This is a genomic window from Acidovorax sp. (assembly GCF_027492855.1).
Taxonomy (GTDB): domain Bacteria; phylum Pseudomonadota; class Gammaproteobacteria; order Burkholderiales; family Burkholderiaceae_C; genus Acidovorax.
Genome location: NZ_JAPUDY010000008.1, coordinates 180,875 through 194,328 on the forward strand (window position 1 = coordinate 180,875; position 13,454 = coordinate 194,328).

Annotated in this window: 15 protein-coding genes and 1 tRNA gene; 2 read left to right on the forward strand and 14 right to left on the reverse strand. The window is 60.7% G+C overall.

The features are described from left to right. Positions 1 to 15: 15 nt before the first annotated feature. From nuoF to Q0105_RS01775, 13 genes are all read right to left on the reverse strand, one after another. Positions 16 to 1,374, reverse strand: coding sequence for an NADH-quinone oxidoreductase subunit NuoF (gene nuoF, locus Q0105_RS01715; protein ID WP_298208086.1), 1,359 nt, complete (start codon positions 1,372 to 1,374; stop codon positions 16 to 18). Next, positions 1,371 to 1,895, reverse strand: coding sequence for an NADH-quinone oxidoreductase subunit NuoE (gene nuoE / locus Q0105_RS01720; RefSeq protein ID WP_298208088.1), 525 nt, complete (start codon positions 1,893 to 1,895; stop codon positions 1,371 to 1,373). The genes nuoF and nuoE overlap by 4 nt, the downstream gene beginning before the upstream one ends. Then, complete coding sequence (locus Q0105_RS01725; RefSeq protein WP_298208090.1) at positions 1,892 to 3,145, reverse strand: NADH-quinone oxidoreductase subunit D; 1,254 nt, start codon at positions 3,143 to 3,145, stop codon at positions 1,892 to 1,894. The genes nuoE and Q0105_RS01725 overlap by 4 nt, the downstream gene beginning before the upstream one ends. Before the next feature lie 27 nt (positions 3,146 to 3,172). Then, positions 3,173 to 3,781, reverse strand: coding sequence for an NADH-quinone oxidoreductase subunit C (locus Q0105_RS01730; RefSeq protein WP_298208092.1), 609 nt, complete (start codon positions 3,779 to 3,781; stop codon positions 3,173 to 3,175). A 10-nt stretch (positions 3,782 to 3,791) separates the two neighbouring features. After that, positions 3,792 to 4,271 (reverse strand): NADH-quinone oxidoreductase subunit B, encoded by a 480-nt coding sequence (locus tag Q0105_RS01735; RefSeq protein ID WP_007849129.1) that lies wholly within the window; start codon positions 4,269 to 4,271, stop codon positions 3,792 to 3,794. 25 nt (positions 4,272 to 4,296) lie between these two features. Next, positions 4,297 to 4,656, reverse strand: coding sequence for an NADH-quinone oxidoreductase subunit A (locus tag Q0105_RS01740; RefSeq protein ID WP_298208095.1), 360 nt, complete (start codon positions 4,654 to 4,656; stop codon positions 4,297 to 4,299). A gap of 74 nt (positions 4,657 to 4,730) precedes the next feature. Further along, a tRNA-Leu gene (locus tag Q0105_RS01745) sits at positions 4,731 to 4,815 on the reverse strand. A gap of 114 nt (positions 4,816 to 4,929) precedes the next feature. Beyond that, complete coding sequence (secG, locus tag Q0105_RS01750; RefSeq protein WP_298208097.1) at positions 4,930 to 5,304, reverse strand: preprotein translocase subunit SecG; 375 nt, start codon at positions 5,302 to 5,304, stop codon at positions 4,930 to 4,932. A gap of 37 nt (positions 5,305 to 5,341) precedes the next feature. Continuing rightward, the gene (gene tpiA, locus Q0105_RS01755) at positions 5,342 to 6,091 is read right to left on the reverse strand and encodes a triose-phosphate isomerase (RefSeq protein ID WP_298208099.1); all 750 of its coding nucleotides are present in this window, start codon (positions 6,089 to 6,091) and stop codon (positions 5,342 to 5,344) included. A gap of 2 nt (positions 6,092 to 6,093) precedes the next feature. Continuing rightward, positions 6,094 to 7,080 (reverse strand): NAD(P)H-quinone oxidoreductase, encoded by a 987-nt coding sequence (locus Q0105_RS01760; protein WP_298208101.1) that lies wholly within the window; start codon positions 7,078 to 7,080, stop codon positions 6,094 to 6,096. A gap of 96 nt (positions 7,081 to 7,176) precedes the next feature. After that, a complete protein-coding gene (pnp, locus tag Q0105_RS01765; protein ID WP_298208103.1) occupies positions 7,177 to 9,432 on the reverse strand; it encodes a polyribonucleotide nucleotidyltransferase in 2,256 nt (751 codons plus the stop codon). A gap of 207 nt (positions 9,433 to 9,639) precedes the next feature. Continuing rightward, positions 9,640 to 9,906 (reverse strand): 30S ribosomal protein S15, encoded by a 267-nt coding sequence (gene rpsO / locus Q0105_RS01770; RefSeq protein WP_005793232.1) that lies wholly within the window; start codon positions 9,904 to 9,906, stop codon positions 9,640 to 9,642. A gap of 111 nt (positions 9,907 to 10,017) precedes the next feature. Continuing rightward, positions 10,018 to 11,217, reverse strand: coding sequence for a pyridoxal phosphate-dependent aminotransferase (locus tag Q0105_RS01775; RefSeq protein ID WP_298208404.1), 1,200 nt, complete (start codon positions 11,215 to 11,217; stop codon positions 10,018 to 10,020). 57 nt (positions 11,218 to 11,274) lie between these two features. On the opposite strand from Q0105_RS01775, the gene Q0105_RS01780 reads away from it, so the two are divergent. Then, complete coding sequence (locus Q0105_RS01780) at positions 11,275 to 11,559, forward strand: hypothetical protein (RefSeq protein WP_298208106.1); 285 nt, start codon at positions 11,275 to 11,277, stop codon at positions 11,557 to 11,559. Between the two features lie 627 nt (positions 11,560 to 12,186). Here the strand turns inward: Q0105_RS01780 and Q0105_RS01785 are convergent. Next, the gene (locus Q0105_RS01785) at positions 12,187 to 12,735 is read right to left on the reverse strand and encodes a YggT family protein (protein ID WP_298208108.1); all 549 of its coding nucleotides are present in this window, start codon (positions 12,733 to 12,735) and stop codon (positions 12,187 to 12,189) included. A 78-nt stretch (positions 12,736 to 12,813) separates the two neighbouring features. On the opposite strand from Q0105_RS01785, the gene Q0105_RS01790 reads away from it, so the two are divergent. Beyond that, positions 12,814 to 13,452 (forward strand): LON peptidase substrate-binding domain-containing protein, encoded by a 639-nt coding sequence (locus Q0105_RS01790; protein WP_298208110.1) that lies wholly within the window; start codon positions 12,814 to 12,816, stop codon positions 13,450 to 13,452. Positions 13,453 to 13,454: the final 2 nt, after the last annotated feature.

Genomic DNA, 13,454 nt, shown 5'->3' on the forward strand with positions numbered 1-13,454 from the left:
ATGCGTTTCTCGCGATCAGGCAGGGGTGGACGCCTGAGGGGTCTTCTCTTGGCGGATCAGCGCTTCGAATTCGGGACGGAAGTGCTTGATCATGGCGCGCACCGGCATGGCCGCTGCGTCACCCAGCGCACAAATGGTGCGCCCCTGAATGTTGTCTGCCACCGAGTTGAGCAAGTTCAGGTCGCCATCGCGCCCCTGGCCATGCTGGATCCGATCAATGACGCGCCACATCCAGCCCGTGCCTTCGCGACACGGCGTGCATTGGCCACAGGATTCGTGCGAATAGAAGTACGACAGGCGCAGCAGGCTCTCGACCATGCTGCGGGAGTCATCCATCACGATGACAGCGCCAGAACCCAGCATGGAGCCCGCCTTGGCGATGGAATCGTAGTCCATCGTGCATTCCATGATGATGGACGCTGGCAGCACCGGGGCAGACGAGCCGCCAGGGATCACTGCCTTAAGCTGGCGGCCCTTGCGCACGCCACCGGCCAATTCGAGCAGCTTGGAAAACGGCGTACCGAGCGGGATCTCGTAGTTGCCGGGCTTTTCCACGTCGCCGGAGACCGAGAAAATCTTGGTACCACCGTTGTTGGGCTTGCCGCATTCGAGGTAGGCAGCGCCACCATTGCGAATGATCCATGGCACCGCGGCAAAGGTCTCGGTGTTGTTGATGGTGGTGGGCTTGCCGTAAAGGCCAAAACTTGCCGGAAATGGCGGCTTGAAGCGCGGCTGGCCCTTCTTACCCTCCAGCGATTCGAGCAGCGCAGTCTCTTCGCCGCAAATGTATGCGCCGAAGCCGTGCGCCGCGTGCAGCTGGAAACTGAAGTTGCTGCCCAGGATTTTGTCGCCCAGGTAGCCCGCAGCGCGCGCTTCTTCCAGTGCGGCTTCAAAGCGATCGTAGGTCTGGAAGATCTCACCGTGGATGTAGTTGTAGCCCACGGAGATGCCCATCGCATAGGCCGCGATGATCATGCCTTCGATGACGATGTGCGGGTTGAACTGCAGGATGTCGCGGTCCTTGCAGGTGCCCGGCTCGCCCTCGTCGGAGTTGCACACCAGGTATTTCTGACCAGGAAACGAGCGGGGCATGAAGCTCCACTTGAGGCCGGTGGGGAAGCCCGCACCGCCGCGACCGCGCAGGCCCGATTCCTTGACGGTGGCGATCACCTGGTCCTGGGTGAGGCCTTCGCCTTCACCCTGCGCCAGGATCTTGCGCAGCGCGGCGTAGCCGCCACGCGCTTCATAGTCTTTGATGCTCCAGTTCGTGCCGTCCAGGCCTGCAACGATCTGCGGGTTGATATGGCGGTCGTGGAAGCAGGTCTGAACGCCCGTGGCTTGGAACTGCGAGAGGATCTGTGCAGCGCTGGTCATGCTTGTCCTTCCGCAGCGCGAAGCCCGTCCACCAACTGGTCGAGCTTGTCGTTGTCCATGAAACTGCACATGGTGCGGTCGTTGACCAACATCACGGGTGCATCGGCACAGGCCCCCAGACACTCGCACTGCTGCAGAGTGAACAGGCCGTCCTGCGTGGTCTCGCCCATGCTCACACCCAGCTTCTTTTCGAGATGGTGCAGCGCTTTCTGGCCATCGCGCAACTGGCAAGGTAGGTTGGTACAGACATTGAGCTTGTACTTGCCAGTCGGTTGCTGGTTGTACATGTTGTAGAACGTGGTGACTTCGTGCACCGCGATCTGGGGCATACCCAGATAGTCTGCGATCACGGCCTCGCTCTCGACACTGACCCAGCCCAGCTCTTGCTGCACGATAGACAAACAGGCCATCACGGCGGACTGCGCCTGTTCGGGTGGATATTTGGCTACTTCGCGCGCAAACCGAGCCAGCGTGGCCTCGGTGATGACAGCGGTCTGGTTCTTCGATTCGGTACTACTCATCGGTCAATCTCCCCGAACACGATATCCATGGTGCCGATGATGGCCACGGCGTCGGCGATCATGTGACCACGGGCCATTTCATCGAGCGTGGCCAGGTGCGCGAAACCAGGCGCACGAATCTTCAGGCGGTAGGGCTTGTTGGCACCGTCGCTCACCAGGTAGATGCCGAACTCGCCCTTGGGGTGCTCGACGGCCGCATAGGCCTCACCTTCGGGCACATGGAAACCTTCGGTGAACAGCTTGAAATGGTGAATCAGCTCTTCCATGTTGGATTTCATGGATTCGCGATCGGGAGCAGCCACCTTGTGGTTGTCGGTAATCACCGGACCTGGATTGGCGCGCAGCCAGTCCACACATTGCTTGATGATGCGGTTGGATTCGCGCATTTCCTGCACACGCACCAGGTAGCGGTCGTAGCAGTCGCCCGTCTTGCCCACCGGCACATCAAAATCCATACGGTCATACACATCGTATGGCTGGGTCTTGCGCAAGTCCCACGCAATGCCGGAGCCACGGATCATGGGCCCGGTCATGCCCAGGTTCAGAGCGCGCTCGGGCGGCACCACGCCGATGCCCACAGTGCGCTGCTTCCAGATGCGGTTGTCGGTGAGCAAGGTTTCGTACTCGTCCACACAGCCTGGGAAGCGCTTGGTGAAGTCGTCAATGAAGTCGAGCAACGAACCCTGGCGGTTCTTGTTCATTGCCTCGAGTGCCTTGGCGTTCTTGATCTTGCTGACCTTGTACTGCGGCATGCTGTCGGGCAGATCGCGGTACACGCCGCCCGGACGGAAGTACGCTGCGTGCATGCGCGCGCCGGAGACGGCTTCGTACATGTCAAACAGGTCTTCGCGCTCACGGAAGGTGTAGATCAGAATGGTGGAGCTGCCGCAGTCGTTGCCGTGCGAACCCAGCCACATCAGGTGGTTCAGCAGGCGTGTGATCTCGGAGAACATCACGCGGATGTACTGCGCGCGCTCAGGCACTTCCAGGCCCAGCAGTTTTTCGATGGCCAGGCAGTAAGCGTGCTCGTTGCACATCATGGACACGTAGTCCAGACGATCCATGTAGGGCAGCGACTGGATGTAGGTCTTGTGCTCGGCCAGCTTTTCTGTGGCGCGGTGCAAGAGACCAATGTGCGGGTCGGCGCGCTGGACGACTTCACCGTCGAGCTCCAACACCAGGCGCAACACACCGTGCGCGGCAGGGTGCTGCGGCCCAAAGTTCAGGGAATAGTTCTTGATTTCAGCCATGGTAGATCACGTGGGGCGCGGGGCGCCTTAGTGCAGGCCTCCGTACTTGTCTTCGCGGATGATGCGCGGCGTGATCTCGCGCGGCTCGATCGACACAGGCTCATAGACCACCCGGCGGCGTTCTGCGTCGTAACGCATCTCGACATGGCCGGACAGCGGGAAGTCCTTGCGGAAGGGGTGGCCGATGAAACCGTAGTCGGTCAGGATGCGGCGCAGGTCGTTGTGGCCATCGAACACGATGCCAAACAGGTCGAACGCCTCGCGCTCATACCAGTTGGCCGAGTTCCACAGGTCGGAAACCGAATCCACCACCGGGAAGTCGTCGTCGGTGCAGAACACCTTCACACGCACGCGCTGATTCAGACTGACGGACAGCAGGTGCGACACCACGCAATAGCGGGCCCCCTCGTTCACGGCATCTGCATATGCGGAGTAATCCACACCGCACAGATCGATCAGTTGCTCGAAGCGGCAACCCTCGGCATCGCGCAGCAGGCGCATGGATTCCAGGTAGTCAGCCGCAGAGACAACTACTGTCACCTCATCCAGAGCCACTGTGATCTGACGCACTTTCGCACCCAGTGCCGCCGCGATGTTGTCTTTGAGTTTCTCAGGCCGAATGGCAACAGCAGTCATCATCAACCCTTCAGACACGAGCAATGGTGTTGGTGCGGCGAATCTTCTGCTGCAACTGGATGATCCCGTAGATCAGCGCTTCCGCCGTGGGCGGGCAGCCCGGCACATACACATCCACAGGCACGATGCGATCGCAGCCGCGCACCACGGAATAGCTGTAGTGGTAATAGCCACCGCCATTGGCGCAGGACCCCATCGACAGCACCCAGCGGGGTTCGGACATCTGGTCGTACACCTTGCGCAAAGCGGGCGCCATCTTGTTGCACAGCGTGCCGGCAACAATCATCAAGTCCGATTGGCGCGGGCTGGCACGGAACACTTCCGCGCCAAAACGGCCAATGTCGTAACGCGCGGCCGCCGCGTGCATCATCTCGACAGCACAGCAGGCCAGACCAAACGTCATCGGCCACAGGGAACCGGTCTTGGCCCAGTTCACCACAGAGTCGTAACTCGTGGTGATGAAGCCTTCCTTCATCACGCCTTCAATCATTGCATCAGTCCTTATTGAAGCCCGCTCATTCCCAGTCCAGGGCGCCTTTTTTCCACTCGTAGACAAAGCCCACAACCAGAATGGTCAGGAAAATCACGACTGCCACGAAGCCCGCCATGCCCACCTCGTGCAGCGTTACCGCCCAGGGGAACAGGAATGCGATTTCGAGGTCGAACAGAATGAAGAGAATGGCCACGAGGTAGTAGCGCACATCGAACTTCATGCGCGCATCCTCGAAGGCTTCAAAGCCGCACTCGTAAGGGGAGTTCTTCGCGGCATCCGGGCGATTTGGGCCCAGTATGTAACCGAGCACAAGAGGGACAACACCGACGGCAATGCCGACCAGGATGAACAAAAGGACGGGGAGGTACTGATCGAGGTTCATCTTGAGGATGTGCTCACCGCTGTGGCCTTGCCCGACAGGACCCAGGGCGGGTCATGCGGGGGAGGCCTTTGTTTTGGTGCCGTCGGCGAGACTCGAACTCGCACAGCTTTCGCCACTACCCCCTCAAGATAGCGTGTCTACCAATTTCACCACGACGGCTGTTTTTTGTATCTGGATGGCATGAGGAACCTTGCGGCTTTGGCTTTCCAGACAATCCGGAATTCTACTCCGGAAAAACCCTGCCTCAGCCTTCAAGGTCCAAATTAGTGCAGATTATTTGGTCGGAATCTGCGCTGCGCCCGAAGCAGGCGTCGCTGGAGCCACGGCGGCATCCGAGGCAGTTGTGGCAGGCGCGCTCGACGGCACCACCGCAGCAGGCGTCTCCAGCACGCTGCCAGAGCTGGCAGGACGGGCATTGCCGAAATAGGCCAAGGCCAGCGTGGAGACGAAAAACACCGCCGCCAACACCCCCGTGGTGCGCGAGAGGAAGTTGGCGCTGCCGCTGGCGCCAAACAGGCTGCCAGAGCTGCCGCTACCAAAGGCCGCACCCATGTCAGCCCCCTTGCCATGCTGGATGAGGATCAGGCCGATCATCACCAGGGCCGCCAACATCTGCACCGCCAAAATCACGTTCACGATCATGCTCATTCTCTGTTCACTCCTGATTGAATAGCTCGCCGCAGCCTCAACGGGCTGCCGCAATGATTTGCAAAAAGTCGGGCGCCTTCAGCGAGGCACCACCCACCAATCCACCATCGATATCTGGTTGCGCCAGCAACTGCGCGGCATTGGCCGCGTTCATGCTGCCGCCATACAACAAGCGGATGCGGTCTGCATGCTCGCTGGCCGCCGAGAGCTGCGCACGCAGCACCGCATGCACCGCCTGCGCCTGCTCTGGCGATGCCGTTCGCCCCGTGCCGATAGCCCAGACGGGCTCGTACGCCACCACGATTTCGCTGATGCAATGACCGTTGAGGTGAATCACAGCCGCCAGTTGGCGCTTGACCACGGCCTCGGTCTGCCCCGCCTCGCGCTCTTGCAGCGTTTCACCCACACAAACGATGGGCGTGACGCCCGCAGCCAATGCGCGCTGCGCCTTCTCGGCCACGGCCACATCCGTTTCGCCGTGGTATTGGCGACGCTCCGAATGCCCAACCAGCGCATAACGCACACCGAAGTCCTTGAGCATGCCCACGGAAACCTCGCCGGTGTAAGCGCCCGACTCGTGCCGGGACACATCCTGCGCCGCCACAGCGACCGCTGTGCCTGCCGCCAGCACCTGCACCTGCGCCAGATAGGGCGTGGGCACGGCCACGGCAACGTCGCACGCCACGTCGCCCAAACCCGCAATGAGGGCTTTCAACAAGGCCTCGTTGGCGGTCAGACCGCCATTCATCTTCCAGTTGCCTGCGATGAGTTTTTTGTTGCTGTTCATGGTTACCACGTCAAAACAATCTTGCCGATATGCTGGTTCGACTCCATCAAGGCATGGGCTTGCGATGCATCCGCTGCTGCAAACGTGCTGTGGATGACCGGGCGCACCTTGCCCGCCGCCAACAGAGGCCACACATGCTCACGCAGAGCACGCGCAATCGCTCCCTTGAACGCGACAGGACGCGGGCGCAGCGTAGAGCCCGTGATGGTGAGCCGACGCCGCAACACCAGCCCCGCATTGAAATCGCTCTTGGCACCGCCCTGCACTGCGATGATCACGATGCGACCATCTTCCGCCAGGCACTCCACTTCGCGCGCCACATAGTCGCCAGCGACCATGTCGAGCACCACGTCCACACCCCGCCCTTGCGTGATGCGCTTGGCCTCGGCCACAAAGTCTTGCGACTTGTAGTTAATGGCATGGTGCGCACCCAGCGTCAGGCAGGCGGCGCACTTGTCGTCGCTGCCCGCCGTGGCGATGACCACCGCCCCGAAGGCACGGGCCAACTGAATGGCCGTGACACCAATGCCGCTGGTGCCGCCCTGCACCAGCAGGGCTTCACCCGCCTGCAGGCGGCCACGGTCAAAGACATTGCTCCACACTGTGAAGAAGGTCTCGGGCAGCGATGCGGCTTCGACATCACTCATGCCCTCGGGCACCGGCAGGCACTGCGCGACCGGGGCAACGCACCATTCGGCATAGCCACCACCGGCCACCAAAGCGCAAACGCGGTCACCGACCCGGATGCCTGCTTCGGCCATGGCCAAAGCGTCACCCGACTCCACCACGCCAGCCACCTCCAGCCCCGGCAGATCCGATGTGCCCGCGGGAGGGGCATAGTGCCCCAGCCGCTGCAGCACATCAGGGCGGTTGATGCCACTGGCGCGGACACGAATCAACAACTCGCCCGCACCCGCTTGCGGCGCAGGACGCTCACCCAGGCACAACACCTCTGGTCCGCCAAAAGACGTGATCTCAACTGCACGCATATTGCGATCCATAGAAAGTAGAATTCAAGTGATTTTGGCTGCTAGCGCTTTATTGACAAGCGCTAGCAGCTACAAAATCAATAGCATTCAAATCGATTAACCAACCACCTGCTCAGACGCACCGTCCGACAGCAGGGATTGCTGTTGCTGCTGTTCAGCGGGCTGACGGTTGCCGTCACGGCCACCATCGCGACCATGGTCACGACGTGGCTCGCGGTCACCGCGCTCGGCCGGGGCCGGACGGTCACTGCCACCAGCGGGGCGCTCGGCCAGCACCTTCATCGACAGCTTGATACGGCCCTTTTCATCGGTTTCCATGACTTTGACCTTGACGATCTGGCCTTCGGTCAGGTAGTCAGACACCTTCTCGACACGCTCGTGGGCGATCTGGCTGATGTGCAACAGGCCGTCCTTGCCGGGCAGCAGATTGATCAGCGCGCCGAAGTCCAGGATCTTGGTCACAGGGCCTTCGTAGATCTTGCCGATCTCGACTTCGGCCGTGATCTGCTCGATGCGGCGCTTGGCCTCGTCGGCCTTGGCTGCATCGGTGGCGGCGATGGTGATAGTGCCGTCTTCCTCGATGTTGATCTGGCAGCCGGTCTCTTCGGTCAGCGCGCGGATCACGGAGCCACCCTTGCCGATCACGTCACGGATCTTCTCGGGGTTGATCTTCATCGTGTAGAGCTTGGGCGCGAAGTTGGACACTTCGGTCTTGGCTTCGCCCATGGCTTCCTGCATTTTGCCGAGGATGTGCATGCGCGCTTCCTTGGCCTGCGCCAGCGCAACCTGCATGATTTCCTTGGTGATGCCCTGGATCTTGATGTCCATCTGCAGCGCCGTGATGCCACCCGTGGTACCAGCCACCTTGAAGTCCATGTCGCCCAGGTGATCTTCGTCGCCCAAGATATCGGTCAACACGGCAAAGCGGTTTGCATCCTTGATCAGGCCCATGGCGATACCAGCCACATGCGCCTTCATGGGCACGCCAGCGTCCATCATCGACAGGCAACCGCCGCACACCGATGCCATCGACGAGGAGCCGTTGGATTCGGTGATTTCCGACACCACACGCATCGTGTAGGGGAATTCTTCCTTGGTCGGCAGGACAGCAATCAGAGCACGCTTGGCCAGGCGGCCGTGGCCGATTTCACGGCGCTTGGTCGAGCCCATGCGGCCCACTTCGCCCGTGGCAAAGGGAGGCATGTTGTAGTGCATCATGAAGCGGTCTTCGTACTCACCCGCCAGCGCGTCGATGCGCTGCGCATCGCGCTCGGTGCCCAGCGTGGTCACCACCAGCGCCTGGGTTTCGCCACGCGTGAACAGCGATGAGCCGTGGGCACGGGGCAGCACGCTGCCACGGATTTCGATGGGACGCACGGTGCGCGTGTCGCGGCCGTCGATGCGGGGCTCGCCCGCCAGAATCTGGCTGCGCACGATGCCGGCTTCGATGTCGAACAGCATGCCTTCAACCTTGACCGCATCAAATTCGACGCCATCGGCCTTCAGTGCAGCCATCACAGCCGCATAGGCTTCGCGGCAAGCCTGCGTGCGGGCCTGCTTGTTGCGGATCTGATAGGCAGCGCGCAGCTTGTCGTCGGCCAGCGCCACCACCTTGGCGATCAGGGCTTCATCCTTGGCAGGAGCTTCCCACTGCCACACGGGCTTGCCCGCATCGCGCACCAACTCGTGGATGGCGTTGATGGCCACATTGCCTTGCTCATGGCCGAACACCACGGCGCCGAGCATGATTTCTTCGGACAGTTGCTGGGCTTCGGATTCGACCATCAACACAGCGGCTTCAGTGCCCGCCACCACCAAATCCATCTGCGAGTTCTTGCGGGCGGTCTGGCCGGGGTTGAGGACGTATTCGCCATTGATGTAGCCCACGCGCGCGGCGCCGATGGGGCCGTTGAACGGAATGCCCGAGATGGCCAGGGCAGCGCTGGTGGCGATCAAAGCGGCGATGTCAGCGTCCACTTCGGGGTTCAGCGACACCGTGTGGATCACCACATGCACTTCGTTGAAGAAGCCTTCAGGGAACAGCGGGCGGATTGGGCGGTCGATCAGACGGCTGGTCAGCGTTTCGTGTTCGCTGGGCTTGGCTTCGCGCTTGAAGAAGCTGCCAGGGATCTTGCCTGCGGCGTAGGTCTTCTCGATGTAATCCACCGTCAGGGGAAAGAAGTCCTGACCGGGCTTGGCGCCCTTGGATGCCACCACGGTGGCCAGCACCACGGTGTCATCGATGTTCACCAGCACAGCGCCGGAGGCCTGGCGGGCGATTTCGCCCGTTTCCATGATGACGGTCTTGTCACCCCATTGGAAAGACTTGGTGACTTTGTTGAAAATGCTCATGTTCAGCTCCTGTTTTAATAGCTGGTAGCGCACTACCAGATTGGTCTGGAGGGCAATTCAGAACACGATGCCATTCCAGTGAAGCTGCCTACCAGCCGGTGGCGGCAACTCCATTGGAATGACACAGCTTCGCTCTGTTTTGCGACTCCGAAGTAAAAAACGCCTGAGCTAGCGGACTAACCCAGGCGTTTTCGCATGCAATGAAAATTACTTGCGCAGACCCAACTTGGCGATCAGCGCGGTGTAACGGTCAGCGTCCTTGGCCTTCAGATAGTCCAGCAGCTTGCGACGACGGCTCACCATGCGCAGCAGGCCACGGCGACCGTGGTGGTCCTTGGCGTGCGTCTTGAAGTGGGGGGTCAGTTCGTTGATGCGGGCGGTCAGCAGGGCCACTTGCACTTCTGGGCTACCAGTGTCATTGGCAGCACGGGCGTTTGCCTTGACGACTTCGGCCTTGATGGAGGATGCGATCATGTTTTTCCTTGAATGTGGCCCACCACGAGCAGCGGAGGACCATGGTTTTTACTTGCGCCAGCAGCTGGAACGGCCACTGGCGTGCGTCTTGCACCATGCAAAACCCTCGAATTATACCCCGAGCCAGGTTTTTAGCCGCCCTACCCCCTGCACCAACCGCTCAGGGTCTTTGGAGGCAAAGCACCAGCGCAGCCAACCCTGGGCCTGTGGGCCGAACGCATTGCCGGGTGCCAGACCCAGCCCCGCCTCTGCCACCAACCGTTTGGCCACCTCCAGAGAGTCCCCCTGCCCCGCAATGCGGAAAAAGGCGTACATGCCCCCTTGTGCGGCAGCCACTTCCACGCCCGGCACCGCCCGCAACAGGGGGACCAAGGTGTCTCGGCAATGCTTCAAATGCGCTACCACCCGCGGTGTGATGTCATCCGCATGTGCCAACGCTGCCACGCCAGCACGCTGGGTGAAAACGCTGGCGCACGAGGTGTTGAACTCGATCAGCTTGCCCATATGCAGAGTCATGGACGGCGGCATGACCAGCCAACCCAGGCGCCAACCCGTCATCAGAAAGCTCTTGGAAAAGCTGTACACCACAACCAGGCGGTCCTCAGGCTCCGCCAGATCCAGAAAACTGGGCGCACAGCCATTAGGGGTCGCCTCGTAATACAGGCGCTCGTACACCTCGTCCGCCAGAATCCAGGTGCCCGTTTCACGGCAGCGGGCCAAAATGGCGCGCTGTTCATCGACCGAAAGGGTCCAGCCCGTCGGGTTGTTGGGCGCATTCACCACCAGCAGCCGCGTGCGGGGTGTAATGGCCGCCAACAGCTCCTGCAGATCCAGCCCCCAGGCGCCGCCCACCTGGGGGCGCAGCGACACACAGCGCAAATTTGCCCCCATGATCCGCGGTTGCGCCGTCAGATTCGGCCACACGGGCGTCACCGCCACCACCTCATCACCCGGATCGACCAGCGCCTGCACGGCCAGCATCAACGCATTAACGCCACCCGAAGTCACAGCAATGCGATCAGCACCCACAGGCCGATGAAGCTGGCTGACATAGGCGGCCAGCCCCTCACGCAACTCCGGTAGCCCGAGGTTGTGCGTATAAAACGTTTCGCCCCGCAGCAACGAATCAGCTGCCGCTTGACGAACCACATCGGGCGTACCCTCGTCGCTCTCGCCAAACCAGAACGCCAGCACGTCGCTGCGCCCCATGCCCGCATTGGCGATTTCACGGATGCGGGATTCTTCGAGGTTAAGGAGGGCTTGGCGCATGACAGGATGTGAGTTGACAGATGAGGGAGCAACGCGGTACATCGTACGAGATGCCATGCAGCCAAGCCCAAAGCTATATACACAAACCCCGAAGAACCCATGCCTGCAACTAACAACAAGACCGCCTCACTTCGCCGATGGTTCGCGGCCATCCCTTGCGTATGCATTGCATTGGGCCTGATGGCTATTTCCGAAGAAGCGCGGAGCGCGCCCCAAAAAGACACCGTCAAGACGACAACCAACGCATCGCCCAAGAAAAAGGGCTCCGCCAAGGTAAAGCATCACCGCAGCCCGTCAGAAGAAAGCGCCGCCGAACGCGATCGGCGTTTATATAGGGAATGCAAAGGGCGGCCGAATGCGGGGGCGTGCTCGGGGTATACATGACGCTGAATTGACACAATCTGACCCAGCCCCCTTCCTGGCCAAGCCACAAATTGGCTTGCTGGGCTGAGCCGCAAGCCAATTTTTCTCAAGCTGCACCGTGTTGAATTAGCTCAAATTCGAATGCAGCCGGGCGCTGTTGCATCAGAACAGCCAGACCAAGATTTCATCCTTGGCCTGGCAACTCACCAAATTCGCGGCGCCGCAACCCAAACCGATCGCATCACGACCACCAGAAACATCCATACCACGTCGGCGACAACGTGGACGATGCTGCCCCACCCAAACAGAGTCTGGCTAGCCAGCTCACCATGAACCCAAAATTAAGAAAATCTAGCGAAGCTGGCAATGGGTGAAGTAGCACGCCACACATCTGCAGCAGCATCCGGCGCTGCGCCAAAATCGTTCATACCCAGCAATGCCCCTGGATGAAGGCGAACTTCAGTTCGATGCCTTTGCGAAGTAGGCCGTCGCCTCTCTCAAAGTGTCGCGCTTAGTCCTCATCCGTACCAAGTCGGCCCGCATTCAAGCCATTTCCCGATTTGTTGGGCGCTCAAAGATGCGCCCGCCGCTACTCCACAAGCGGCGATATGATCGTCCTGAATGCGGCAACCAACAGTGGTTTTCGGGCTACCGCATCACGCCGGCCTGCAGATGCCCCAGCACTATCATCACCACTTGGAGTAGCACCAGCACGGCCAGGGGTGACAGATCAATCCCCCCCACCAGCGGAATGATGCGACGAAATGGCCGCAGCACTGGCTCGCACAGCCGGGCAATGACATCCGCGAGCGGCGACCGCGCCTGCACCCACGACATCACGGCATAGACAATCAAAAGGCCGATCAGCCCCGACACGGCCACCCGCGCCAGCCCGAACAAAGCCAACCAGGGCAACCAAGCCCACGCCGATGCAGCCCCCATGAGCAGGGTCAGCAGCAAATACTGCGCCAATTGCAGCAGCGCAGCAGCCACCAGGCTCGATACATCCCAACGCCCCACGGGCACTATCACCTTGCGCAGCGGCAGAATAAGCCAGTCCGTGAGCGCAAAGACCAGCCCCCCCACCGGATTGGAGAAAGAAATGCGCTGCCACTGCATATACAGACGCAAGAGGCAGGCCCCCGTGAGCAGCCCACCGATAACATCGAGCAGGAAAGAGGCGATCTGGTAAAGCATGGATGAGACAAAAGCAATAGAGCGCAGCGAAAGCCGACGGTGTCATGGGATGATAGCGGCCCAAGGTATTTCCCTGTCATGACACGGCTCCTCACTCTGTCATCCCTGCCGCTTTTCCCCCTGAGCTCCGTCCTATTCCCGGGAGGCGCGCTCGCGCTGCGCGTCTTCGAGGTACGGTACCTGGACATGGTGCGCAAATGCCACCAAGCTGGCGCCCCCTTCGGTGTGGTCGCACTCACCCAAGGCCATGAAGTGCGCCAGGCAGGCGCACCGGAAGAGCGCTTTCACGACATCGGAACATTGGCCGTCATCGAGCATATCGACTACCCACGGCCCGGGTTGATCACCTTGCAGTGCCACGGCAGCCAGCGTTTTCGGATCACCCAGCGCAGCCAGTTGTCGCAAAGCTTGTGGATTGCCAATGTGGATCAAGTTGATCAGGACCTGACCGTCCCTGTGCCACAAGACCTCCAAAAGATATCCAATGCACTAGCTCAAGTGCTGCACACGCTGCAGCAGCGCGATCCAGAAACACTCAATGTCATCACGCCAACCGCTGCGCAACTAGATGACTGCGGCTGGGTGGCCAATCGCTGGTGCGAACTGCTCCCTGTACCGCTGGAGCTCAAACAACGACTGATGGAGCTAGACAACCCGCTGGTGCGACTGGAATTGGTGGGGGATGTGTTGGAGCGGGCAGGGATTGCGCCTCTATAGTC